The following is a 23,423-nucleotide window of genomic DNA, read 5'->3' as shown; positions in this document are numbered from 1 at the left end:
CCCGCGAACCCTCGGCGGGTGACGTCACGAGCCCGCCGAACGTGATCGACGCGGCCTGGCTGCGGGAACTGTGTCTGGCGGCCGGCGCGGACGACGCGGCCGCGGTCAGCCTGGACCACCCCGACCTGGCCGGCGAGCGTGAATACGCGCAGTCCGCGCTGTCCGGCACCCGCACCCTGATCGCGATGTCGGTCCGGATGAACCGCGACAACTGCCGCTCACCGGCCCGCAGCGTGGCCAACCAGGAGTTCCACCAGGCCGGCTCCGCTTCCACCGACGGGGACACACGTACGTCATGAGTGGCGTGCGCTCCTTCCGCGTCCTGCGCGCCGCCCGGTCGTCGCCGACCGGCCGGCGGATGATCACCGCGCCGCGGGGCCGGTGCAAGGCGGCGCGTCGACCAACCGGCGTCCACCGCTGAGGTGTTGCTGTGTCACAGCTGTGCCACGGCGGCGTCCTGAAGGGACGACTGGCGTGACCTGCGGGCCCCTGAACCCCTCATGATCAGTACAGAGCGGGGAAGCGGCGGAGAACGCCGCCGCTTCCCCATCGCCCGCCTTGGAAGGAACCTCCCTTGATGAACCGCCACCTGCGCAAGGCCGTCGTCGCCACCGCCGCGATCACCGCCGGGCTGCTGATGACGGCGTGCCAGAGCGGCACCGACAACTCGTCCGGCACGAGCGGATCGGACGCGGCGGCGGTCGCGGAGAAGGTGTCGGGCTCCAAGAAGTCGAAGGGCGTCAGCGGTTCGTTCGAGAACGGCAAGGTCACCTATCTCGCCCCGGGCAAGTTCATCGTGACCGTACCGGGCAAGGGCGACCAGCAGTTCCTGGTGGCCGACGACACCGAGGTCTACGGCGTCGGCACGATATGCGGCGAGGCCGGGTCCAAGGTGGACGCGCCCTGCACGCTGGACGAGCTGGAGGCGGCCGCCAAGAAGGGCGCCGTGAACGCCGACGTGAAGATGAAGAACGGCATCGCGACGCTGGTGAGCGAGCGGCGTGCCGCCCAGCAGGGGGCCGGGGCGGGGTCCGCGTCTGGGTCTGGGTCCGCCAGTGGGGCTGGAACCGGGTCCGGTTCCGGTTCCGGTTCCGGTTCCGGTTCCGGTTCCGGCGAGACCGTCGTCGAGGGCATCAACAAGGGCAAGGGGGTCAGCGGGACCTGGTTCGGCAACGTCTCCTACCTGGCGCCCGGCAAGTACACGGTCTCCGACATGAAGGGCGTGGAGCAGCAGTTCTTCACGGCCGAGGACACCAAGATCTGGGGCTACGACGACATCTGCGACGCCGTGAACACGGGCCCCGGCGGCGAGGGCGGCACCGAGTGCACCGAGGCCCAACTGGAGACGGCCGCCAAGAAGGGCTTCAGCGCCGAGGTCGTGATCAGCAACGGCATCGCGACCAGCATCCGCGACGACCACTGAGACCGCTGATGTGGGCGAAGCCGCCCGCGGTGTTATTCAATGAGGTGTGCGGTCAGGAATCTCGGTACCCCGTCGCACAGGCTCGGGTCCGGCCCCGGCACTGTGCCGGGGTTGGCGAGCGAGCTGAGGGAGCCGCATGGACTCCACACCTTCGCCCTCGTCTCCGTCGCCGTTCGACCTGGTCAGCAGCGCCCTGGGACGCTACATCCCGCAGGGCCCGGCGGCAGCGGCCGGCGGTTCGGCCTGCCCGCAGGGCGACCCCACCGCACCCCAAGGTGGCCGCACCGCCCCGACGCCAGGCCGTCAGGAGCAGATCCTCGGCGCGGTCAATCTGGACTGTGACCTGAGAATCACCCGCTGCAATCTGGACGCCCCCGTCTTCGCGGGCCTCGACGCGGTGACCGGGAGTTCCTTCCTCGACCTTCTGCCTCCCGGGGACGTACCGACGGTCACCCGGCGGTTGCGGCAGGTCCTCGAGACCGGTGAGGCGCATGTCGCCCGGGTCCAGCGCCTGCGGCGTCGCGACGGGTCGGAGCTGGTGGTCTCGATGAGCATCCTGGCCGCCGCGACGCCCCAGGAGGGCCTCACCGTCTCCCTGATCGCCATAGCCAGGAGGCTGCACCTGTACGCCGCCGAGACCGCGATCGGCACCTCGCTGGACATCGGCGAGACCGCGCAGTCGCTGGCGGAGTCCCTGCTGGCCTGGGGAGACGTGGCCGCGATCGATCTCGACTTCGCCGTGTGGACGGGCGAGGTGGTCCCCGAGCAGCCGCAGGGGCGGATCCGGCTGCGGCGGGCGGCCCTGGTCCCGGACCGGGCGTGGCCCGACGGCTACGTGACTCCGGGCGACGATCTTCCCAGCGACGCCAGTCTCCTGCTGTCGCAAGCGATACTGCGTGACGATGCGGCGCAGGCCATCGTCATACCCGACCGGGAGACGATCGAGCGGGTACTCGGCAGTCCGCGGCTGGCGCGTGCCCTGGAACCCGGTGACCAGGTGTCGGGCGTGGCATGCATCCCGCTGGTCCTGGCCGGTGCGCCGCCCGTCGTGCTGGGCGTGGCGGAGGTCTGGCGGCGGGCGGACCGGCCCTTCCACGACAGTGAGCTGCTCGACCTCCAGGAACTGGTGGACAGGACCTCTCATCACGTCGACCTGGCCCGTCAGCACCAGCGCGAGCACCGGCAGGTGCTGGCGTTGCAGCGTCGACTGCTGCCGCGGACCGGCGGCGACACCGTCGAGACCGCCAGCGTCTACCAGCCCGCCACTCCCGACAGCGCGGGCGTCGGCGGTGACTGGGTGAACAGTTTTCCGCTGGCGGACGGACGTACCGCACTGATGGTCGGTGACGTCGTCGGGCACGGCCTGGGAGCCGCGGCGACCATGGGACAGCTGAGCATGGAGGCCCGCGCGCTGCTGTCCGCGGGGCTGGCGCCCGACGAGGTGCTGGAGCACCTGGACGAGACCGTGTCGCTGCTGGACGACGCGGACTCTGGGCTGGCGGCCGGCTACAGCGCCCTCGGGTCGACCTGCTGCATCGCCGTGTACGACCCGGTCAGCCACCAGATGGCGCTGTCCAGCGCCGGCCATCTCCCCCCGGTTCTGCTTCCCCCCGACGGGCCCGCCGGACCGCTCGCCGTCCGCCCCCACCCCGGCCTGGGCGCCGAGTTCGCGCTGCGGGAACCGTTCGACGTGCACACCTTCGCCGCGCCCCCGGGCTCGCTGCTCGCCCTCTACACCGACGGCCTGGTGGAGGATCCCTCCCTGTCGATCGACGAGGGCATCGACAGGCTGGCGGACGCCGTGTCCACGGTGCACCCCTGGGACGCCCTGCCGCAGGCCGCGCGGCGCCTGGTCTCCACGCTGGCGCCCGTGCACCGGCGTGACGACGTGACGCTGCTGCTCGCGCGCATGATCGGCTACCGCAAGGGGGACACCGCGACCTGGCGTCTGCCCGCCCGCGCCGACGCGGCCGCCCGGGCCCGCACGCTGGTCCGCGCGCTGCTGGGGCAGTGGCAGACCAGGGACGACATCCGGGACGACGTGCTGCTGGTGCTCAGCGAACTGGTCACCAACGCGGTCCGCTTCGCCCGCGGACCCCTCACGGTACGGCTGATCAGGTCCGGTCACGGGCTGCTGTGCGAGGTGGGAGACACCGGCAACGGCAGGCCGCGGCTGGGCCGCCCCGCGCTCCTCGACGACGGTGGCCGCGGCCTGCACGTCGTGCACGGGCTCACCACCCGGTGGGGGGTGCGGTGGACGGACACCGGCAAGGTGGTCTGGTCGGCCTTCGCGGTGTGACGGTGGCGAAGGCTCGCGCTACAGCCACTCGCCCGCCATCGAGGTGGCCGTGAGGCCCGGGGCCGCCGCGTACAGGACGGCACGACTGCCCGGTTCCTGACCGGAGTCGTGTGCCCTGCGCAGGATGTCGAAGACGGCGGCGCCGCCGCGGTTGCCGCTGGTGTAACTGTCCCGGCTGTAGTCCAGCAGCCCCGACGGCCACGTGTCGGGCATGGTCTGCTCCATGTACTCCAGCACGCGGGTCCCGCCGGGGTGCGCGAGCAGGACGTCGGGGTGCCAGGAGTCGGGGTCGTCCTGGTAGTGGACGCGCAACCACTCCCACATCGCGGTGACCGTCTCCTGCACGGCGCGCGGCCCGCGCCGGTCCATCACGAAGTGGGTGCCGTCCGCCCGTGTCTCCAGGCGGTGCAGGTCCTGGGTGCCGGGCAGGGTGTGGTGCCAGGCGGCGTCAAGGCGCAGCGCCGACTCGGGTCTCGGGCGGCCCGTGACCACCGCGGCGACCGCGGTGTCCGCGAACAGCAACCGGACGATCAAGGATTCCAGGGTGTCGTCCGCGGGCTGGTAGGTCGTGCTCAACGCCTCCGCGATCACGACCAGGACCACCCGGTCGGGATCCGCGGCCACGAGATCCGCGGCCAGTGCCAGGGACCGGGTGCCGGCGACGCAGGCCCACTGTGTGGCGGGCAGCAGCATCACGTCGCCCCGGAGCGGGAGCGCGTCGGCCAGGGCTATGTCCAAGCCCGGCAGCGCCGGGGTGGTGGAGTGACTGGTGATCAAGCAGTCGACGTCCGCGGTGTCCAGCCCGGCTGTCTGCAGGGCCCCGCGCGCCGCACGCTCCCCGTAGGACCGCACGGCCTCCCAGGCCGGCGCGGTGCGCTCCTGGACGGTCTGCGGCGCGGGTATCGCCTCGAGGGCGGCGATCACGCGGTCCACGTCCTGCTCGGTGAACCCGTCGCGGGCCAGCGCCTCTCGGGCCGGGCCGATACCGGCGGCGGGCAGGCCGCTCCCGTTGCCGGGCGCGACGGCGGTCTCCAGCGGCAGCATCCACCCGCGGGTCTCGATGCCGGTACTGGCCGCGATGTGGTCGATCCGCGGCGCCCACGCCGCGTGCGGGTGCCGGTCGCGCACTTCCGCCACGATCTGACTGGTCTTCACGGGGTGCTCGCCGTGGATCACGGCAGGAGGGCACAGGTAAGCAGGCACAGTTGCACCTTTCTATGGAAAAAGGGACATAACACCGCAAGTGCCGCTCTGTGGACTCTTGCCGCATTCCACGTCCAATTCGATGCCGATACGCCCCGTTTGGGCATTGGCGTCCGGTTGAGCATGGACGCTAAATGGACATTTCCGCTGTGACCCAGGCAACGTGGACTGGCTTTGGAGTGCGTGAGACGGCACACACCGCTGGACAAGGGGTCAAGGGGATCAAGAGCCGGGTCGCCGTAGAACTGCACGGCGGTGCGCCCTTCTTGGCGGACGCTCAGACGCTCGGCTGAAGGCAGGCACGGGGAGTACGGCGGGTGCGGGGGGTGCGGCTACCACCGCACGTGCAGGGTGGGCGGCTTGCGGAAGACCAGGCCGTGCGGGGCGGCGGGGTGGTCCGGGTCCAGGCGCAGGGCGGGCAGCCGGGCGAGGAGACGCTGGAGGGCGATGCGGGTCTCGAGCCGGGCGAGATGCGCGGCGATGCAGTGGTGCGGGCCGTGCGCGAAGGCCAGCTGGAGACGGGCGTTCTCGCGGCGGACGTCGAACCGGTCGGGGTCGGGGAAGACGGCCGGGTCGCGGTTGGCCCCGGTCAGGGAGACGGTGACGCGGTCACCCCGGCGGATCGTGGCGGGGCCGAGGGCGGTGTCGCGGGTGGCGTAGCGGTCCACGACCGCCGCGCCGGGTTCGAGACGCAGTGATTCCTCGATCGCGCCGTCCAGCAGATCGTCGTCGGCCTTTACGAGGGCGAGCTGGTCGGGGTGTCGCAACAGGTGCAACAGGGCGTTGACGATCATCGCCTCGGTGGTCTCGATGCCGCCGAACATCAGTACCGCGGCGTTGGACGCCACCTCGGGCAGCGTCAGCCGCTCGGCGGCGGCGCCGAGAAGGGAGGAACGGCCGGGTTCGGCGACGGTCGCCTCCACGGCGGTCCGCAGCCCCGCGTACGCCGTGGCACCGCGGGGATCCTCCGGCCGTCCGGAGCTGATCTCCGAGACGGACTGCACGATGGCGTCGTACCAGGACAGCACCGTGGCCGCGGTGACGCCCTCCAGCCCCAGTGCCTCCGTGACGACGGCGACCGCGAGCGGACCGGCGAAGGCACGCCGCAACTCGGCGGCGCCCGCCGCTTCCAGACCGGTGATCAGCCGGTCGGTCTCCCGCTCGATGAACGCGGCGAAGCCGTCACGCACCGCCCGGGGCCGGAAGGGAGCGTTGAACGGGCCACGGTGACGGGCGTGCCGGTCGCCGTCCAGGGACAGCATGCTCGGCCCGACGACCTGCGCGGTGGAGAACCTGGGGTCGTCGACGGTGAAGGTCGCGGCATCACGCATCACGTCCAGCGCGAGGTCGCGGCGGGTCACCAGCCAGCCGTCCAGTTCGGGCAGCCAGGACACCGGCTCATGAGCCCGGAGCAGCGCCAGTCGTGGGTGCGGATCCCGGGCGAGTTCGGCGAGCGTGGTCGCGGCACCGAGCGGGAACGAGTCGACGTCTTTCATCGCGAACCGCCGGGCCTCGGGAAACCGATCACGGTCGAGGATAACCACCGCCGCTCACAGCGAGGGTGGACACAGGGAGTGGTTTTCGTGGGGACCCACCACACCTTGCCGTCTCACTTCACGGGCTTGTGGGACGACCCGAGGGCGCGTCCCCTCGCGGAGGGGGTGAGGGTGGCGGCCGGGGTCGGGGACGTGGTCCGAGTGGGCTCGGCGGTGGGCTCGGACGTGGTCGTGGGGGCGGTGGGGGACGTCGAACCGTCGGTGGGACCGGACGTGTCGGCGGGGGCGGTGGGGGATGTCGAGCCGTCGGTGGTCCCGGAAGCCTTCCGCGCTCCTGGGCGGGAGTCCGTGTCCGTCTGCGCCGTGGTGGGGCTGGGGCTCCCAGTGGAGGGGCCCGTGCCGGAGGCGGAGTCGGGCGGGGAGTCCGGCGCGGAGTCGGGTGCTGTCGCGCGGGGCGCGCCCGGGTGCGTGGACTCCGGCTGCGGGGCCAAGGGAGAGCTGATGCCGGGTCCGCCCAGCATCGCGCTGATCAGCAGGGCGACGTAGCCGCCGGCCGGAATCAGCAGCAGCCTGGTGGCCCGGAGCAGACTGCGTGGGCGGCGATGGCGTCGCCCCGGGGATTCGGAAGCGACGGGCCGCCCCGACTCGCTCGCCGACACGTCCGGCTCCGTCACGGGAGGGCCGAGTGGGTCGAACTCCGGAAACGGCACGGTGAGGACGTCACCGTGGGGAGAGTCCCACGGTGCGGGGTCCCACGGTGCGGGGTCCCACGGTGACGTGGCGGTGCGGGCGGCGCCGCTGTACTCGTAGCCGTGGGCATACGCGTACTCGGCGCCGTCGTAGGACGGAACCTCGCCGTACCCGCCGCCGATGTCGTTCGTCCCCTGCACGAGTCGTGACCCCCTGTCCCGGCCGACCGACGCGGTCGCCCACATGGACAGAGCGCACTCGGCCGGAAGTGTTACACCTCGGGCCGGGGAGCGGCCGGAACCCCGTGCAGTGGGCGGGGCTCCGGCCGCTCCGTCCCTCTCCGTGGCGCTCCCGGGGGGACGGAGGAGCCAAGGAGAGGGGTCCGAGGGAGGGTGGACGCGGTGCCTGAGTCCGCCCGGACGGTCGTCCTGGCTTTCCCGCACGGGCCCTGGCCCTCCAGACAGCGCGGGGCCGGCGGGAAACGTCACCCGGCCGGACCACGTGAAGGACAACGGCGGATTGTGACACTTCGGTGAGTACGGACGCTGGTCATGGTGGGGCCGTCGAAGCGACCGGAGCGCGGCGGACGACATGAACGCCATGAACCGGTGTGAACGAGGACGGTCTTGGGCCAGGTGCGGCAAACCCGGCGCGTACAGGCGTACGACGGGGAGTTGGGCGCGGCCGTCGCGCGGGCCCAGGACGGTGACGAGACCGCCTTCGCGGTCGCGTACCGGATCGTGCAGCCGGGCCTGCTCGGCTACCTGCACGGACTCGTCGGTGACGACGCGGAGGATGTCGCGTCCGACGCCTGGCTGGAGATCGCTCGCGACCTCGGGCGGTTCAAGGGTGACGGGGCCGGGTTCCGCGGCTGGAGCGCGACGATCGCCCGGCACCGGGCACTGGACCATCTGCGCCGCCAGCGGGTGCGGCCCCGGGCGGGCGGGACCGAACAGGACGTACTGAACCTGCCCTGGCCGCACAGCACCCACGAACAGGCCCTGGAGTCCCTGTCCACCGAACGGGCCCTGGAACTGGTCCGCAGCCTGCCGCAGGACCAGGCCGAGGCGGTGCTCCTGCGAGTCGTCGTCGGCCTGGACGGCCCCGCCGCCGCACGCGTCCTGGGCAAGCGCCCGGGAGCGGTGCGCACGGCCGCCCACCGGGGGCTGAAAAGCCTCGCCCGTCAGCTGGGTGTCGGGAGCGGGGCGGGCGAGGGTGTGACGGATGAGGCTTCCTGAACGCTGGGTGAGTCGAAATGAACGACGACGGCACATGAACGACGACGGCGACCGTGGGCACACCGGTCGGCGTTCGGCGGTCGGCGGTCGGCGGTCGGACCCCGGGATCCGGCGCCCCCAACGAATCGAACCCGTCGGACCGGAACGCCAGTGGACAGGAATGGAAGCGGACATGGGTGAACGGATGAACGGCGGCGCAGTTCCGGGCCGTCGGCACGTGCACCCTGGCGGCGTGCCGGGTCCGCGGGACGGACGTGACGCCGCCGCGCTGGAGACGATGCTGGGCGCCGCCATCCGCGCGGTCGAGCCCGACCCTGCGGCCGAACAGCGGGCCGTGGCCGCCTTCCGGACCGCCCACGGCGCGGGCGCGCACCGGGCGCGCACCCGACGCCGGGACGACTGGCGGCTGCCCGCGGAGCGGCGTTCCTGGCACCCGATGAGGATGACGTTCGGCGTGGTGTTCGCCAGCCTCACCCTGGGGGGTGTCGCGGTCGCGGCCATCGGCGCGGTCGGCTCCTCCAAGGACGATGCCGGTGCCGACCGGGAGACCAGGTATCCGTCGGCGGCCGCCCCGGACCAGCCGGGCGGAAAGGCCTCGTCGCCGACGTCCTCCGCGGGCCCCGGATCGACGGGCGGGCCGGCCGCCGCTCAGGACACCGAGGCCCACTGCCGCGCCTACGAGAAGGTCAAGGACCGCGGCAAGGCGCTCGACGCGACGGCCTGGCAGCGGCTCGTCGCGGCCGCCGGCGGCTCGGCCAAGGTCGAGGGGTACTGCTCCGAGCAGCTGCCCCGGGCGAAAGCCGCGCCGAGCACACCGGCCGGCACGGACGGACCCAGCGGCGGCGACCCGAACGTCGACAACCCGACGGCGGGCCACACCGGCACGGCGGGCAACGGCACGGCGGGCCACACCGGCACGTCCGGCGACGACGCGTCCGGCGACAAACCCGGCGGCACGGACAACGCGGCCGGGAACGGCGGCCAAGCGAGCGGCGGCCAGGGCAGCGGGAAGCACCGGTAGCCTCCGCGCACCCGATCGCCACCCCAGCGACCGCTCTCCCTACCGGTGTTCGGGGTTCTCGAAGTCGTCTCGGCAGCCGGCGTCCCAGGCGGTGCGCTGGTTGCCGTAGGCCGGAATGCCGCCCAGGTCCTTCAGCGCCCGTGCGAGATGCAGAAGGTTCCAGGTCATGAAGGTGGTGTTGCGGTTGGTGAAGTCGTTCGCCGGGCCGCCCGAGCCGGGGTCGAGGTAGGAGGGGCCGGGGCCCGCCTCGCCGATCCAACCGGCGTCCGCCTGCGGCGGGATGGTGTAGCCGAGATGCTGCAGGCTGTAGAGGACGTTCATGGCGCAGTGCTTCACACCGTCCTCGTTGCCGGTGATCAGACAGCCGCCGACCCGGCCGTAGTAGGCGTACTGCCCGGCGTCGTTGAGCAGGCTGGAGCACGAGTAGAGGCGCTCGATGACCTGCTTCATCACGGAACTGTTGTCGCCGAGCCAGATGGGGCCGGCCAGCACGAGGATGTCGGCCGCGAGGACCTGCCGGTACAGCTCCGGCCAGACGTCGCGCTCCCAGCCGTGTTCCCTCATGTCCGGCCAGACGCCGGTCGCGATGTCGTGGTCCACCGCCCGCAGGACGTCGACCCGCACTCCCTGCGCGTCCATGATGGCGGTGCTGCGGTCGATCAGCCCCTGGGTGTTGCTGGTCGCCGGCGAGCGCTTGAGGGTGCAGTTGATCACCAGGGCGCGCAGGTCGTCGTACCGGGCGGGTGGTGCGTCGGTGGCGGGCGACGAAGCAGTCACGAAGTCCTCCCAGAGGGTGCCACCAGGACACGTCCGGACGGCCCTGGCTGGTGCGTGCGCGAGATGGGACACGGATGACCGCCACCGTACGATCCTGAATACCCTTTATGCCCCTTATTGTGGCGTTTGGTGTGTCGTGTCCGGTGGATGGGATGGAGTGGGGGCCGTGGCGTTCGCGGAGCCGGCCGGCGGCGGTGGGTCCACGCCTCCTCCCGCGTCGGACCCCGAGCCCGAGCGAAGGTCCTGGGCACCGCTGCTGGCGGTGTGCGCCGGGTACTTCATGGTGATCCTGGACGTGACCGCCATCAACGTCGCGGTGCCGGTGATCGGCCGGGAACTGTCGGCCTCGCTCACCGGCATCCAGTGGATCACCGACGGGTACACGCTGGTCTTCGCCGGGTTCCTGCTGACCGGTGGCGCGCTGGGCGACCGGCTGGGCAACCGTCGGGTCTTCTGCTCGGGCGTGGCGGTGTTCACCCTGTCCTCGGCCGCGTGCGCCCTCGCGCCGACCGCTCCCTTTCTGACCGCGGCCCGGCTGGTGGAGGGGCTCGGGGCGGCCCTCATCGTGCCCGGTTCCCTGGCCCTGCTCCAGCAGGCCTACCCGGCGCCCGCCGCACGCTCGCGGGCCTTCGGGCTGTGGGGTTCGATGGCGGGCATCGCGGCCGCCGCCGGACCGCTGCTCGGTGGGCTGCTCGTCTCCACCGTGGGCTGGCGCTGGGTGTTCCTCATCAACCTGCCCGTCGGCGCCGCCTGCCTGGTGCTGACGCTGCGGCACGTGGCCCGCTCGCCCCGGCGCGCCGACCGGGCCCTGGACTGGCCGGCGCAGTGCGCGGTCGTGGCGGCGGTGGCGCTGCTGACCGCGGCGCTCAACGAGGCGGGCCGGCGGGGCTGGTCCGATCCGGCCGTTCTCGCCGGGGTGGGTCTGGCCGTGCTGGCCACCGCCGCGTTCGCGGTGCGTGAGCGGCTGGCCCGGTCTCCTGTCCTTCCGCCGAGCCTGCTGCGGTCCCGGGCGATGAGCGGTGGAGCCGTCATCGGCCTGCTGTTCAACTTCGGTTTCTACGGCATGGTGTTCACCGCCAGCCTGGAATTCCAGCACCAGCGCGGCTTCAGCGCCCTCGGTACCGGGCTGGCGCTGTTCCCGGCGGTGGCGATGACCATGTTCGCCTCCGTGCTGTCGGGACGGCTGACCCGCCGCACCGGTGACCGTCCGCTGGTGATCTCCGGCATGCTGCTGGCCGCCCTGGGGCTGGCCGGCTGGGCCGCGGCGGGAGCCGACCCGGCCTACCCGCTGCTGGTGGCGCCGATGATGGCCGCCGGATTCGGTACCTCCTTCGCCCTCACCGGCTCGACCGCCACCGTGATGGGTGCCGCGCCGCAGGCGTACTCGGGCGCCGCCTCAGCCCTGTTCAACACCACCCGCCAGATCGGCAGCGCCACCGGCGTCGCGCTGGGCGGCAGCCTGCTCGCCACAGCCACCGACTTCACCACCGGTCTGCGCACCAGCATGGCCATCGGCGCGCTCGCCTACCTGGCCGCCGCGGGCCTGGCGTGGCTGTGCGTGCCGGCGGCACCGAAGAAGACCTAGTGCCGCGGCAGGCAACATTCGCCCCGTCGCGACGCCCGGCACACACCGCCGCTGAAGCGGTAAACAACCCCTGGATGTACGGGAGTTGGCGTCACGGTGTTGCACGAGCGACGAATGGGGCGGCAGTTGGCGTACGGGCCTGCACCGGCCCCGTCCGTGCGTAGCGTGAACCCGTGCGGACGCAGCGGCAGGCAGGGGACGGCAGAACCGACGCCTCTCAGGAGGGCCCCCGGTCACCTCGTACCGGCAGGCCGCCCGGGTCCACGACCGGCCTCACGCCGCCCGCCCTGCTCGCCCTGCAGCGGTCCGCGGGGAACGCGGCCACCGCGCGGGCACTGCGGCGCGGGGAAGAGGGCACCCGGCAGCCGGCCGGACGACGACAGCTCTCCGCGCCGCCGCCCCGCATCGACGAGGAGCGCACCGAGCCGGGGCTCGTCCTGCCGCCGTACCTGATGGCCCTGGAGGCGGCCGGTCTGTCCACGGCGTACGGGCTGACCGGGCACGAGTTCGTCCGGAACGCGGTGGCCGCCGTCGTCGGGCACGGCGACGGCACGGTCGCCGACATCGGCGCCGAACTGGCCGGACGGCCGGAGTCCTTCTTCGGCCAGGGCCGCGCCTTCGGGGTCCAGGGCAAGGACGGCAAGGAGTGGTTCGACGTCACCGTCACCATCTCCCCCGCCCCCGAGGACCGGCCGCCCGTCTTCCACCCCGAGAGCACACTCGCGAACACGATGCCGGACCCGGGCGGGGCGCCGCTCGCCGCGGTGGACGAGGCCGAGGGCAAGGAGACCAAGGTCGACGCCCAGCACAACACCGCCACCACCGTGGCGACGACCGCCGGCGGTTCGTCGACCAGAGGCCTGGGCGGCATGGCCTTCGGGCTGGCGCCCGTCGTCCCCGGGTTCTGGGCGGGCGCCGCGGCCACGGCCAACGTGCAGCCCTGGCAGTCCTCGCGGGAGTCCCGCAGCCAGCGCAACGTGGCCGAACCGCGCGTGCTGCGCAGCGACAAGGGCTCGGTCGAGGTGCCACGCGCGGTGCGTTACGGCGTACGGATCGCCCGACGCGGCACCGAGGACGCACGGACCTTCGGCGGCTCGGGCACCCTCACCCAACGCGTGCCGACCGAACACCTGGTCCTGGCCGGCACACCGGCTCCCCCCGTGCCGCTGCCCGTCGGGGCCGACACCGCCCGGCGTGTCCCGCTCGCCGACTCCCTGGCGCCGGTCGCCGTCACCGACACCGCCGCCCCGCACCAGGGTGGCGGCGGGCTCTTCGACACGGTCGCCTCCGTCCTGCACCCCTCGCTCACCGCGCCCGGAGCGCCCGGCCGCGTCCGGCTGTACGAGGCGACGTCCACGACGACCGTCCTGGAGGACCTGCCCCGGCTGCTGGGCGACGGCGTCGTCGGTGAGGACCTGCGGTCCAAGGACGGCAGCAGCGTGGGCAGTTACCGCATGCGCGCCGCGATCACCGGCCTGTCGCCCGCCTGGAGCACCGGCGCAACCCAGCTGCGCACCCATCAGCAGACCCAGCACACGGTCACCGAGAGCGCGGGCAAGGGGCGCGCCGTCGCGGGCGGCGCGGGCCCGGCGATCGGCGTCGGAGCGGCCGCGAACGCCGCCGCCGTCCGGGCCACGGCCATGCCGGTCGCGGCGGCCCGCAAGGCACGGTTCACCGTGGCCGAGCAGACCGTGTCTAGCCGGCAGGGCGCGGAGGTCCGGGGCGACAAGGTGCTCTACCTCGGGACCGCGACGTTCACCGTGGAGGGTACGGGTCCCCGGTCGGCGCAGATGATCCTGCGCCCCGGCACCCGCAGCGCCGAGCACTCGATGACGGTGTGGATCAGCCTGCGGGCCGACGAGGCGCGGTCCCTCGGGCTGCCGTTGCCGCCGGGCGTCACGGCCGGGGAGTTCATCGAGAAGCCGAAGCGGACCGATGCGGACGGCAACGAGGCGGACGTCGAGCGTCATCTCCCCTTCGGCGCCATGGGCAACAGCGTCACGCTCAGCCAACTCGACACCGGGCCCATGGTGAAGGCCGTGACCGAGCTGTTCGCGACCGATCCCCGGCTGGCCGGCTATCTGCCCACCTTCGGCGCGACCCCGCCCGCCGCGCCCGTCGGCAAGGCGGAGGCCGAGGTGCAGCGGCGCAACTACCGCGAACTGATGGCCGTCCTGTCGGAGACCAACCTCCGCGTCAACAAGGACCAGTTGCTGTCCACCGGCATCCGGGTGCGGCTGCGCCGCAAGACCACGATGCACGCGCACGACGTGCAGATCCGGGTCAAGGGCGCGCTCCGCGAGACCGGCTACCTCGGCGACACCGACGACTGGCTGGTCCGCAGCCACTCCGGTGTCGCCGCCAACACGCAGAGCGGACGCAGCAGTTCGCGTTCCGTCGGCGGCCTGGTCCTCGCCCAGGCCAGGCTGGTCCCCGGCGCCCTCACCGGCTCGGCCCGCTACGAGAGGCACAGCGTGGGCACTCGCCGCAACCAGGCCGGGCCCACCACCCGTACGGACGTCCTGACCAACGGCTCCGAGAAGGCCGGCGTCTTCGGCGCTGCCCTGCGCCTCGACGTGGACGTCACCATGACGTCCCGGCAGCGCAAGCTCACCCGCGGTCTCACCCCCGGATCCCCGGGCCGGGACGCGCCGGAGGCGAGGCTGGTGGGCGGGTTGCACCTGGAGGAACAGGACGTACGGCTCGTCACGCCGACGGAGTTCACCCTCGACGAGGAAGGCAGGCAGCGGCATGACGCGGTGATCGACAAGCGCGCGGCACGGGCCGCGCGGCCCGACCACGCCGTCACCGCCGAGGGCATCGGCGACCTGGCCACGCTCACCCCCCGGCCGTCCACCGGGCGGGCGCTGCGGGACTGGCAGCTGGTGGAGACCGTCGGTGACGGCCAGGCCGTCCGGGATCTCGCCTTCCAGCTGCTGTCCCGGGCCGCCGCCCGCACCAAGGGCGTCCGTGAGGATCCCGCGCTGGGGACGGAGGGGCTCGCGCCGCGGCTGGCGATCGAGGAGCGGTTCAGCCCGCAGGCCATCACGGCGTCGCTCCGGCAGGCCGCGTCCTCCGGGTGGGTGGTGAAGAACCTGCGCCACCCGCGCCGGCTCGCCGCGCTGAACGGCGCGGTCGGCACCCGGCTCACGCTGGCCAACCCGACGTTCGTGCACCGGGGTGCGGGCCCCGGCACCGAGACCTTCGTGCTCGGTGGCCACCAGGCCTCCGGACAGCAGGGGCACGGCACCATCCGTACAGCGCAGGCGGGGGCCGTCGGCTCGCAGAACGGGCCCGAGTGGCGGCTCGGCGAGGGCCTGTCCGCGAGCCGCACCGCCGGCACGGGCGACGCCCGGTCCGCCGCCCTGTCCGGCACGGTCGAGCGCAACGCCCACACTCCGAGAAAGGCACCGCTCTACCTGGTCCGGTGCGACCTGCTGGTCACCATGGTCGCCGAGGTCGAGGTCACCGGCGGCGGGCCCTACGTGGCGAAGGCCGCCCGGACCCTGCCGGGCGAAGCGGCGGTGTGGCTGACGGAGGAGCAACTGCCGGCACCGATACGGCGGCAGCTGAAGCTCGACGCCGATCCGGGCGTGATGTCGTCTCCCCGGAAGGGGGAACCGTCGTCGTCCCGGAACGGGGAGCTGTCGTCCCGGTCGAAGGGAGAGACCGGGGCGGAGAGTTCGCGGGTGGGCGCCGGGCGCGAGGCCGGGGAGTCGGCCCGGGCCTCGGACACGGGTGGTTCCTCCCCGGCTGCCTCGTCCGCGCGGGTCCACTCCGGCCCGTCCTTCGACCGCGGGCTGCCCCTGGGCTTCGGCATGATCGAGAACCTGCCGAACTTCGTACCGCTGCTGGAGCGGCTGCGGACGCGCCTCGCGGAGAGCGGGCAGCGGGCTCTCGCCGACGACCTGCTGCCCAGGCGGCAGTTGGAGGACCGCAACGACAACGTGCAGCGGCTGCTGCGCGTCCTGGACCGGGACGGTGCCGCCGGGCTGCTGTCCGGCGCGATGGACGGCGGGGTCACCGTCGAGCTGTTCGACGGCCGCAGGACTCCGTACTGGGCGGTGTTCAAGGTCAACCGCCAGGGCGACGGCACGTCGGAAGGGGCGGCGGGCGACGGCCGGGACATGGAGTACATCACCGCGGCCGTCGCCCAGCAGGGCACGTCCCACGACGAGAGCGTGACCACCGGCGCGGAGGGCGTCCTCGCCGGTTCCGGCAAACCGGACGGCGGGGCAGGGCCGTTGAAGAGCACGGGCGGCTCGACCGGGCTCGGCGTCGGCTCGAGCGACTCGCGGCGCACCGGTTCGGCCGGCCGCGGCCAGCTCGGCATGAAGACGGTCGCGGAGGCCAAGACCGCGAAGTCGACGAAGATGCGGGTACCGATCGAGGCGACCCTGGAACTGCACCGGGGCGGCCGCCGGCTGGCACTTGTCTCCCTGGGCCGTCAGGCGCTGACCCACCGCGTCCTGGAGAAGGACCTCGCGGCCCTCGGCAAGGTGGCCGTGGAGCGGGCAAGCGCGCCCGCTGCCGCCCCCGGCCCGCGGGACAACCGTTCCGCCGGGCTCGGCGCCTGGCGCTCCGCGGGCGTGAAGCTTCCGATGGAAGCGCAGGTCAACGGTTTCCAAGGGGCGCCACAGGTACGGGAGTTGGTCAACTCCGCGATCCGGGACGCGGGCGGCGGGGACCGCTTCAGACAGCAGGGTCAGGCGGCCGCGTACACCCTGAACGAGGCGGTCTCCACCGAGTGGCTGATCGCGGCGCTGCCGCTGCTGACCTCGGCGGGTGCGGAGCTGCCGCCGGTACACGCCTCCGGTGCCGAGGGCCAGGACCTGCGCGCGTCACTGCACGCGCGGCTGCGTGCCGGGCGGGTCCTGGGCGTGGGCGACAAGATGACCTTCGAGACGGTGGGCCAGAGCCACCTGGACGCGCCCCGGCCCACCCAGACGGACGGTCAGAGCTCCGCCGACCACGGCAGGTCGGCGCAGGGTCTGGCGGGCGCGGGGCTGCTCAACGCGGACCAGTTCCGTCTCAACCAGCTGATGGGCAACGCCGGCGGCGCGGGCGGCACGTCCGACGCGGCGGTGAACGCCTCCGGCACGATGCCGCTGCACAAACCCAAGATGGAGTCGGCCCTCGTCCAGTTCACCCTGGACGTACGGGTGGTGGCCCGGGTGACCAACCGGGTGCGCCCCAGTCGTACCGGGACCGCCGTACGGGAGCTGACCCTGCGGCGGCCGGTCGTGATCCGCATGCCCGCACCCGTGGTCCGGCGCATGCTGGTGACTCAGGGGGCGCAACTCCGGGACCCGGACGGCCACTTGCAGCGCTCTGTCAGCTCGCCCTAGGGCGGTGGCGGGAGGTGCTCTGTCGCGGCGGCAGGGTCAAGGTGATCTGCCGGACCAGTTGCTGGAAGCAGGCCAGGGACGCGAGGGCCGGCAGGGCGGCTCCGGCGATTCCGGTGAACGTCCGCTCGGCCTGGGTGACGCACAGCGCCATGGCCACGGAGGAGAACATCAGAACGACGAACCAGGAGTGCAGAGCCCGGCGTCGGTGCAGGGCGGCGCGCAGGATGGACAGCGAGGCGACGACCCAGGGGCCGTACACGAGAAGGGGCCACCAGGAAACCGTGCCGCCCTTCGCACCGGACGTGACGTGCTGGAGGGGCGCGTAGGCCACCACGCCGCCGAAGACGCTGACCATCGCCACGATGACGGCGACGAACGCGACGATCACGAAGCTGCCGGTCTGCAACCACCTGAAGCGGAGTTTGCGGTCCGGGATCTTCCGGTGCCCGGACGAACGCCGGATGGGCGGCAACTGCGCCGTGATCTGTGCGAGATTCTCCAACGGGTCGGTGAAGTCGGCGCCCGGCAACGGCTCGTTGCGCGGCGGTGGTACGACGGCGGCCCGTTCCGCCGGCACGGCGTCCTGTAGGAGATGGGCGAGTTCCTCGACCGGGTCCCACCCCGCATCGGGGGGTTCCAACGGGGTTCCCGAGTGCAGGGCGTCGACCGGACTGCCGTGCCAGCTGGTACCCGCCCCGAAAGGGTATGCGTCGGGGTACCACTCACGTTGGGTGAAAGCGAGATCCGCGTAATCGTGATTCATGATGATTCGCCTACGTCAGATGCGGTCCGTATGGCAGTCGGAGTTTCGCTGTCCGCTCCATCGCCGGTTGAGATCCGCCTGGGCGGCGTCCAGCAGTGTGAGGAACTCGGTGAGCAGCGACTCGGTAACCCGGTTCTCGACCCGGACACCGTCCCCGAGCAGAGTGCTGCGGGCGTCGAGTGCCGAATATGCCGTACCAGCCGTGTAAGAGTATTTCCCAACGGTCATATCGCTGTCCGCGGAATGATTCTGCGTTCGCGCACCGCGGCGGGGCAAGCCGAAGGGCATTGGTTTCGTCATGTCCCGCTAACGGCCCGCCCACTCCTCCAGTTGCGCGGCAAATGAGTGACCGTGGCGTCGGTGAAACGTTGATGAGAGCGTTTTTTCATTTGTGTAATCCGCGCTTCGTTCAGCACGTGATGAGTTGAGCGGCTTGTCTTCAAAGCGGGGGCGGAACCGGATCTCAGGATCCGTTTCCCTGGCACTGCGGGCACCACACCGTGCCGCGGCCTGCCGTACGGGACCGGCGCAGCGGGGTACCGCAGCGCGGGCAGGTCGGATCGGGGCGGTCGCGGTGGCCGGTGAGCCAGGAGTCACGCGGTGGGACGCGGCCGGCGGAGACGGCGGAGCGCAGCGTGCGGCGCATCTGGGTGTACAGGCGACGCCGGTCGGCCTCGGTGAGGTCGCTCGCCCGGGTCGTGGGGCGCAGCCCGGCGCGCCACAGGATCTCGTCGGCCAGCAGGTTGCCGAGTCCGGCCAGCACGGACTGGTCGATGAGGGCGGTCTTGACGCTGCCGCGGCGGGCGGAGAGCGCGGAGTCGAACTCCTCGCGGTCCACGGCCAGCGCGTCGGGACCCTGGCGGTCCAGCAGCCGTGCGGTATCGCGGTCGTCGTCGGCGAGCCAGAGTCCCTGGAGCTTGCGCTGGTCGCGGTAGCGGAGCTGACGGTCGCCGCCCACCGTGAACAGGACGCGGTCGTGGGTCTCGTACGCGTCGTCGGGCCGGGCGCAGACCAGTTGACCGGTCATGCCGAAGTGCAGGACGAGGGTGGGGCCGCCGGTGCGGGCGAGCAGCCACTTGCCGTGCCGCTCCGGCTCGGTGAACCGCCGGCCTTCCAGAGCGTCGCGCAGCCGCCGCGCGCTCACCCCGTGCAGGACACCCGGGTCGCGCACGTCGACGTGTCGGATGACCCTGCCCCGCGCGCAGGACCTGAGCACCTCGCGGAATCCTTCGACGTCCGGCAGCTCGGGCATGGGGTACGTCCTCTCGGGCGAGGATCCGCGCGCTCGGCGTGCGGGCCGTGGCCTCCTCCAGGACATGGTGACTCCTGGGCGGCCGGCGCGCACCACCACCCGCGAACGGGAGAGAGCACCACCACCCGCGACCGGGAGAGGCCCATCCGGCAGCGGGCGCCCTCACGATCCGTCCGCTGCGGCCCCCGCCACAGACGCGGTCACGGCGGACGCGGCGGCGGTCGCGAGGAGGGTCCCCAGCATGACCATCGCCACGCCGACCACCCAGAGGCCGCTGGAGTCGTCCGACCAGTCGTAACCGGCGGCGGCGGTCAGGCCGACGGTGGTCCCGAGCACGGCTGCCGCGAAGTGACGCCGGTAGGCCGCCCCGCACACGGTCAGCAGCAGGGTCAGCACCAGGCCGATCACCTGCCACGCCTCGTAGGGGCCGGTCGTCGATCCATCGGGGTGCACGTCGCGATGCTGGTCCCAGCCCAGCCAGGCGGCCCAGGCGGCCAGTGACACCGCGGCCGACACGAGGATCCCCAACAGGTGGAGAAGTGGTTTCGACAGTTTTGATCGCATGTACCCAGCGTTTCGGCTCGCCCGGTCATCGACCAGAGCGCTCGTACTCAGTTCCACCCGAGTACCTCAGCGGCCGTGGTTCCCCGCCCGGTGCGGTCGGCGGGGCGGGGCGGGCCGCGCCGGGCCTTGAGGGGACTGGACCAGCTCCTTGGCTACTCTTGGTACGAAACACTTATTACCCAGCAATCTCGGACAAACTCCCCTAAGGAACCGACGATGGGTCTCGGTGTCAGCCTTCCGGCCTTGAAGCGCAGGTCCGCCACGCCCGCCTCCCGCGCCTCCCGAGCCGCCGCGGCGGTCGTGCTGGCGGCCGGCCTGGCCCTGACCGGGGCCTGCGGCGGCGGCAGCGGAAGCGGCAGTGGAGGCGACGACATCACCGTCGGGGTGCTGCTCCCGGGGGGCGGCGCCTCCCGGTTCGGGCAGTTCGACAAGCCCCTGATGGAGAAGCAGCTGAAGCGGCTGTGCCCGCACTGCCCGCCGGCGGCGGTCGCCGCCACGGGTGAGCCGGCGGTCCAGCGACAGCAGCTCGAAGCCATGATCACCAGGGGGGTGGACGTCCTGATCGTCGCCGCCGTCGACCCCGAGGCGCTGCAGTCGTCGGTCCAGTCCGCGCACCAGGCCGGCATCCCGGTCATCGCCTATGACCGGCTCGCGCAGGGCCCCATCTCCGGTTACGTCACCTTCGACGGCGCGACGGTGGGCAGACTCCAGGGCGAGGCCCTCCTGAAAGGCATGGGAACGAAGGCCGACGGCCGCCAGATCGTCATGATGAACGGCGCCACGATCGACCCCAACGCCGGCTGGTTCAAGCGGGGAGCGCTCTCCGTCCTCAAGGGCAAGGTCGACATCGGCAAGTCGTACGACACCGTCGGATGGCGGCCGGAGAACGCCTACGTCAACATGACCGGCGCCATCGCCGCCCTGGGCGCGGGCAACATCGACGGCGTGCTGGCCGCCAACGACAGCCTCGCCGGAGCCGTCATCTCCGCCCTCAAGGCCAGCGCGGTCAGGCCGCTGCCCCCGGTCACCGGCCAGGACGCCGACCTCGATGCCGTGCAGCGCATCGTCCAGGGCGACCAGTACATGACCGTCTACAAGCCGTACAAGGCGGCCGCCGACGCCGCCGTCGAGATGGCCCTCGCCCTGGGCCGCGGCGAGTCGGTCGACTCCATCGCCAGCACCACCGTCGACAGCGTCACCACCAAGGACATCCCTGCGGTCCTGCTGCCGTCGGTCACGGTGATGGCCGACAACATCAAGAACACTCTGGTGAAGGACGGTATCTACACCATTGACCAGATCTGTACCCCTAAGCTCCGGTCCGCCTGCGACAAGGCCGGACTCACCGGATGAGCGTTCCCCGAAGGCGGAAGGAGGTGGCCCGTGGTTCAGCCCCTGCTGGCGTTGCGCGGCGTCTCCAAGCGCTTCGCCGCCGTCCAGGCCCTCGTGGACATCGAGCTGGAGATCAGGGCGGGGGAGGTGGTCGCCCTGGTGGGCGACAACGCCGCCGGCAAGTCCACCCTGGTCAAGGTGATCTCGGGGGTCGGTCCCGCGGACAAGGGTGTCATCGAGTGGGAGGGCAGGGCCGTCCAGATCAAGCGCCCCCAGGACGCCCAGCTCCTCGGGATCGCGACCGTCTACCAGGACCTCGCGATGTGCGGGAACCTCGATGTCGTCGGCAATCTCTACCTCGGCCGGGAACTCCACCGGTTCGGCGTCCTCGACGAGGTGGAGATGGAGCGCCGGACCCGCGAGCTGCTGAAAACCCTCTCTGTCCGCATCCCCGACGTGCGGGCGCCGCTCGCCACCCTGTCCGGCGGCCAGCGGCAGGTCGTCGCGATCACCCGCTCGTTCCTCAGCGCGCCCAGGCTGCTGCTGCTGGACGAGCCCACCGCCTCCCTGGGCCTGGAACAGACCAACCAGCTGCTCGACCTCATCGAGGAGCTGCGCGACCAGGGCGCCGGGGTGCTCCTGATCAGCCACAACATGGGTGACATCAAGGCCGTCGCCGACCGGGTCGCCGTCCTGCGCCTCGGCCGGAACAACGGCTTCTTCGACGTGAACACCACCTCGCAGGAACAGATCATCTCCTCCGTCACCGGCGCGGTGGACAACACCGTGCCCCGCCGCCCGCCGAGCCCGGAGGAGGTATGGCCGTGAGATGGAGGGGAGGGTGGAACGGCAGGTGGAAGGGGATCCGGTCGCGCTCCACCGACGCCACGTCCGCCGCCGACGCCCCACCCGACGACGACCCGCCCGCCGCCGACACCGCGCACGATGCCGCACCCGACGACGCCGCGTGCGACGCCCCGTCCGGCGCCGACCGGCCCGGCGACGGACACCGTCGGCCCACCGGACACCTCCGGGCCTGGGCGGGTGCCGCACGCCGCAGACTGCACGACGGTGAACTGGGCCCCACCGCGCCGCTGCTCGCTCTCGCCGTGACCTGGATCGTCTTCCAGTCCCTCAACGACAACTTCCTCTCGCCGCGCAACCTGTCGATCCTCAGCGTGGACATCGTCGGCACCGGCATGGTCGCGATCGGTGTCGTCTTCGTGCTGCTGATCGGCGAGCTCGACCTGTCGGTGGGCTCGCTCGCGGGCCTGTCGGGCGCCATGTTCGCGGCGCTGAACGTGAACCTCGGCATGGCGGAATGGCTCGCCGTGATCATCGCGGTGCTCGTCGGTGCGGCGGCCGGGGGATTCCAGGGGCTGGTCTTCACCAAGATCGGCGTACCCGCGTTCGTCGTCACCCTCGCGGGCCTGCTGGCCTGGAACGGCCTGATGCTCTACCTGCTGGGGCCGGAGAGCTCCATCGGTTTCAGCGAGGACGGGCTGGTCTCCATGCTGACCAGCCACTACTTCAGCACCGTCGTCGTCACCTACGGCCTGGCGACCCTCGGCACGGCCGCCTACTTCCTCGTCTCCTACGCCGACCGCAGGCGGCGCAGCGCCGCCGGGATGCCGCACCGGCCGGTGGGCGAGATCTGGGCGCGGACGGCTCTGCTCGCGGCGGTCGCGTTCACCACCGTCTACGTGCTGGGCCGGTTCGAGGGCCTGCCGCTCGCGCTGCTGATCTTCATCGGCGCCCTCGTCGCCTCCGACCTCTTTCTGCGTCGTACGCCCTACGGCCGCCAGGTCCTCGCGCTGGGCGGCGGCGTGGAGGCGGCCCGGCGGTCCGGCCTCCATGTGGCACGGGTGCGGATCTGGGTGTTCCTGGCGTCGGGAACCATGGCCGCGGTCGGCGGCCTGTTCGTCGCGTCGCGGCTCTCCTCGGCGACCACCGTCCCGGGCTCCGGCTCGCTGCTGATCAACGCCATCGCCGCCGCCGTCATCGGTGGCACCAGCCTGTTCGGCGGACGGGGCTCGACCTGGTCCGCGCTGCTGGGGGTGCTCATCATCCAGTCGATCGCCTCGGGCATGGCGCTGCTGGGGGTGGAGCCCGCGGTCCAGTTCATGATCACCGGTGGGGTGCTGCTCACCGCGGTGGTCTTCGACTCGCTGGCGCGACGCGCCGCGGAGTCGCGCGGGCGGGCCTGAGGGAAACCGGTCGGCCACCGGCCGGGACGGTGACGGTCGGGTCCATGCGGGCGCCCGTCCCGCCCCGGTAGTGCGGTTTCCCCGTGCCTGGTGTTCAGGAGCGGTCGCGCTGCCGCGGAGTCGTCGTCCCGCTGCCAGACTGGTGGGGACGAGAGGGCCCCGGCCACCGCGACTCCTACCGGTCGGGTGGGAGCAAGGCGAAGAAGCCCGTGGCAGCGTGGCCGT

At 72.3% G+C, this 23,423-nt stretch carries 18 protein-coding genes; 10 read left to right on the top strand and 8 right to left on the bottom strand.

Annotated features, from left to right (window positions below):
- The first annotated feature begins 41 nt into the window (after positions 1-41).
- The 3 genes from ACFYRY_RS29360 (at position 42) to ACFYRY_RS29350 (ending at position 3,722) form a co-directional block, all read left to right on the top strand.
- The gene (locus tag ACFYRY_RS29360; RefSeq protein WP_389152030.1) at positions 42-299 is read left to right on the top strand and encodes a hypothetical protein; all 258 of its coding nucleotides are present in this window, start codon (positions 42-44) and stop codon (positions 297-299) included.
- A gap of 278 nt (positions 300-577) precedes the next feature.
- A complete protein-coding gene (locus tag ACFYRY_RS29355) occupies positions 578-1,423 on the top strand; it encodes a hypothetical protein (protein WP_389152027.1) in 846 nt (281 codons plus the stop codon).
- 136 nt (positions 1,424-1,559) lie between these two features.
- Positions 1,560-3,722 (top strand): SpoIIE family protein phosphatase, encoded by a 2,163-nt coding sequence (locus ACFYRY_RS29350; RefSeq protein WP_389152025.1) that lies wholly within the window; start codon positions 1,560-1,562, stop codon positions 3,720-3,722.
- An 18-nt stretch (positions 3,723-3,740) separates the two neighbouring features.
- On the opposite strand, the gene ACFYRY_RS29345 is transcribed toward ACFYRY_RS29350, so the two are convergent.
- The 3 genes from ACFYRY_RS29345 to ACFYRY_RS29335 all read right to left on the bottom strand — a co-directional run bounded on the left by ACFYRY_RS29345 (position 3,741) and on the right by ACFYRY_RS29335 (position 7,311).
- Positions 3,741-4,925, bottom strand: coding sequence for a type III polyketide synthase (locus ACFYRY_RS29345; RefSeq protein WP_389152022.1), 1,185 nt, complete (start codon positions 4,923-4,925; stop codon positions 3,741-3,743).
- 332 nt (positions 4,926-5,257) lie between these two features.
- Positions 5,258-6,421, bottom strand: a complete 1,164-nt coding sequence (locus ACFYRY_RS29340; RefSeq protein WP_389152019.1) for a cytochrome P450 — start codon at positions 6,419-6,421, stop codon at positions 5,258-5,260.
- A 113-nt stretch (positions 6,422-6,534) separates the two neighbouring features.
- Positions 6,535-7,311, bottom strand: a complete 777-nt coding sequence (locus ACFYRY_RS29335; RefSeq protein ID WP_389152016.1) for a hypothetical protein — start codon at positions 7,309-7,311, stop codon at positions 6,535-6,537.
- Between the two features lie 426 nt (positions 7,312-7,737).
- Between ACFYRY_RS29335 and ACFYRY_RS29330 the strand changes: the two genes are divergently transcribed.
- Both ACFYRY_RS29330 and ACFYRY_RS29325 read left to right on the top strand, forming a co-directional pair.
- Positions 7,738-8,349: an RNA polymerase sigma factor gene (locus ACFYRY_RS29330; RefSeq protein WP_389152014.1), complete on the top strand. Its 612-nt coding sequence runs from the start codon at positions 7,738-7,740 to the stop codon at positions 8,347-8,349.
- A 232-nt stretch (positions 8,350-8,581) separates the two neighbouring features.
- Positions 8,582-9,370: a hypothetical protein gene (locus ACFYRY_RS29325; RefSeq protein ID WP_389152011.1), complete on the top strand. Its 789-nt coding sequence runs from the start codon at positions 8,582-8,584 to the stop codon at positions 9,368-9,370.
- A gap of 39 nt (positions 9,371-9,409) precedes the next feature.
- On the opposite strand, the gene ACFYRY_RS29320 is transcribed toward ACFYRY_RS29325, so the two are convergent.
- Entirely contained in the window at positions 9,410-10,147 is a 738-nt protein-coding gene (locus ACFYRY_RS29320; RefSeq protein ID WP_389152009.1) for a flavodoxin family protein, read from the bottom strand.
- A 166-nt stretch (positions 10,148-10,313) separates the two neighbouring features.
- On the opposite strand from ACFYRY_RS29320, the gene ACFYRY_RS29315 reads away from it, so the two are divergent.
- Both ACFYRY_RS29315 and ACFYRY_RS29310 read left to right on the top strand, forming a co-directional pair.
- Positions 10,314-11,732, top strand: a complete 1,419-nt coding sequence (locus tag ACFYRY_RS29315; RefSeq protein WP_389152006.1) for an MFS transporter — start codon at positions 10,314-10,316, stop codon at positions 11,730-11,732.
- Positions 11,733-11,905: 173 nt separating this feature from the next.
- Positions 11,906-17,080 (top strand): hypothetical protein, encoded by a 5,175-nt coding sequence (locus ACFYRY_RS29310; protein ID WP_389152003.1) that lies wholly within the window; start codon positions 11,906-11,908, stop codon positions 17,078-17,080.
- Here ACFYRY_RS29310 and ACFYRY_RS29305 read toward each other — a convergent pair.
- The 4 genes from ACFYRY_RS29305 to ACFYRY_RS29290 all read right to left on the bottom strand — a co-directional run bounded on the left by ACFYRY_RS29305 (position 17,067) and on the right by ACFYRY_RS29290 (position 19,659).
- Complete coding sequence (locus ACFYRY_RS29305) at positions 17,067-17,720, bottom strand: DUF2637 domain-containing protein (RefSeq protein ID WP_389152000.1); 654 nt, start codon at positions 17,718-17,720, stop codon at positions 17,067-17,069. The two genes, ACFYRY_RS29310 and ACFYRY_RS29305, sit on opposite strands and share 14 nt — an antisense overlap.
- Positions 17,721-17,858: 138 nt before the next feature.
- A complete protein-coding gene (locus tag ACFYRY_RS29300) occupies positions 17,859-18,071 on the bottom strand; it encodes a hypothetical protein (protein WP_389151998.1) in 213 nt (70 codons plus the stop codon).
- A 235-nt stretch (positions 18,072-18,306) separates the two neighbouring features.
- The gene (locus tag ACFYRY_RS29295; protein WP_389151995.1) at positions 18,307-19,095 is read right to left on the bottom strand and encodes an Fpg/Nei family DNA glycosylase; all 789 of its coding nucleotides are present in this window, start codon (positions 19,093-19,095) and stop codon (positions 18,307-18,309) included.
- Between the two features lie 162 nt (positions 19,096-19,257).
- Positions 19,258-19,659 (bottom strand): hypothetical protein, encoded by a 402-nt coding sequence (locus ACFYRY_RS29290; RefSeq protein WP_389151992.1) that lies wholly within the window; start codon positions 19,657-19,659, stop codon positions 19,258-19,260.
- Positions 19,660-19,875: 216 nt separating this feature from the next.
- On the opposite strand from ACFYRY_RS29290, the gene ACFYRY_RS29285 reads away from it, so the two are divergent.
- From ACFYRY_RS29285 to ACFYRY_RS29275, 3 genes are read left to right on the top strand one after another with little or no spacing between them, the layout of a single operon-like run.
- Positions 19,876-21,012 carry a sugar ABC transporter substrate-binding protein gene (locus tag ACFYRY_RS29285; protein WP_389151989.1) on the top strand — a complete coding sequence of 379 codons (1,137 nt, stop codon included), beginning with the start codon at positions 19,876-19,878 and terminating at the stop codon, positions 21,010-21,012.
- 30 nt (positions 21,013-21,042) lie between these two features.
- Positions 21,043-21,819 (top strand): ATP-binding cassette domain-containing protein, encoded by a 777-nt coding sequence (locus tag ACFYRY_RS29280; RefSeq protein WP_389151987.1) that lies wholly within the window; start codon positions 21,043-21,045, stop codon positions 21,817-21,819.
- Positions 21,816-23,198 carry a sugar ABC transporter permease gene (locus ACFYRY_RS29275; RefSeq protein WP_389151983.1) on the top strand — a complete coding sequence of 461 codons (1,383 nt, stop codon included), beginning with the start codon at positions 21,816-21,818 and terminating at the stop codon, positions 23,196-23,198. The genes ACFYRY_RS29280 and ACFYRY_RS29275 overlap by 4 nt, the downstream gene beginning before the upstream one ends.
- Positions 23,199-23,423 lie beyond the last annotated feature (225 nt).

Source organism: Streptomyces sp. NPDC005263 (assembly GCF_042872365.1).
Lineage (GTDB): Bacteria > Actinomycetota > Actinomycetes > Streptomycetales > Streptomycetaceae > Streptomyces.
Note: the sequence above shows the minus strand (reverse complement) of the source record. Positions and strands in the feature narration are given on the sequence as shown.

Coding starts and splice junctions, on each gene's coding strand:
- ACFYRY_RS29355 (WP_389152027.1), top strand. CDS start 578: ATGAACCGCCACCTGCGCAAGGCCGTCGTCGCCACCGCCGCGATCACC.
- ACFYRY_RS29350 (WP_389152025.1), top strand. CDS start 1,560: ATGGACTCCACACCTTCGCCCTCGTCTCCGTCGCCGTTCGACCTGGTC.
- ACFYRY_RS29340 (WP_389152019.1), bottom strand. CDS start 6,421: ATGAAAGACGTCGACTCGTTCCCGCTCGGTGCCGCGACCACGCTCGCC.
- ACFYRY_RS29300 (WP_389151998.1), bottom strand. CDS start 18,071: ATGACCGTTGGGAAATACTCTTACACGGCTGGTACGGCATATTCGGCA.
- ACFYRY_RS29295 (WP_389151995.1), bottom strand. CDS start 19,095: ATGCCCGAGCTGCCGGACGTCGAAGGATTCCGCGAGGTGCTCAGGTCC.
- ACFYRY_RS29290 (WP_389151992.1), bottom strand. CDS start 19,659: ATGCGATCAAAACTGTCGAAACCACTTCTCCACCTGTTGGGGATCCTC.
- ACFYRY_RS29285 (WP_389151989.1), top strand. CDS start 19,876: ATGGGTCTCGGTGTCAGCCTTCCGGCCTTGAAGCGCAGGTCCGCCACG.